Below are 782 nucleotides of genomic sequence, written 5' to 3' on the forward strand. Positions count from 1 at the left end.
GCGTAGGTGAGCGAGCGCGAGCCATCGGAGATGGCGATGGCGTCGGGCGTGCGGAGCGCCTGGGCCTCGAAGGGGCCGTGCAGCGTCGTGACGGCGTGAGACTCGCGTGACGTGTCATTCCAGGAGACGAGGGACTGGTGACGCTCCTGCTCATCGAGCAGGGGCAGGCGCCACAGCGACTGACCCGGGTTGTTCACCGCGGACTTCAGCAGGCGCACCAGATGCGCGCCCATCCGCTCCGCGGTGCTCCGGTCGAACAGGTCGGTGTTGAACTCGAGCAGGCCGCCGATGTCGTCGCCGAAGTCACCGCAGAGCAGGGACAGGTCGAACTTGGCCGTGCCGCTGTCCACCTGCATTGGCTCGAGCGGACTCTTCTCCTCACCGTCCTCCGGCCCGGCCGAGTGGCCCGTGTTCTGAAGAGCGAACATGACCTGGAAGAGCGGAGACCGGCTCAGGTCGCGCTCGGGCTTGAGCTCATCGACGAGCTTCTCGAAGGGCACGTCCTGGTGCGTGTACGCGCCGAGCGTCATCTCCTTCACCTGGGTCAGCAACTCGCGGAACGTCATCTCCCCCGTCAGCCGTGCGCGCAGCGCGAGCGTGTTGACGAAGAAGCCGACGATGCCCTCGATTTCCGAGCGCTGCCGATTCGCGATGGGCGAGCCGACGACGATGTCGTCCTGGCCCGAGTAGCGAGCGAGCAACACCTGGAACGCGGACAGCAGTGCCATGAAGGGCGTGACGCCTTCACGCAGGCACAGCGCGCGCAGCTCGGCGGTGAGCTG

The 782-nt window shown here is 67.0% G+C and carries 1 protein-coding gene; it reads right to left on the reverse strand.

Features of this window, described 5'->3' with window-relative positions; translation table 11 throughout:
- Nucleotides 1-782: condensation domain-containing protein (locus HUA75_RS46020; RefSeq protein WP_254628133.1), on the reverse strand; the 782-nt coding region annotated here is incomplete at both ends.

The sequence above is a fragment of the Myxococcus sp. CA040A genome, assembly GCF_013336725.1.
In the GTDB taxonomy this organism is placed as follows: domain Bacteria; phylum Myxococcota; class Myxococcia; order Myxococcales; family Myxococcaceae; genus Myxococcus; species Myxococcus llanfairpwllgwyngyllgogerychwyrndrobwllllantysiliogogogochensis.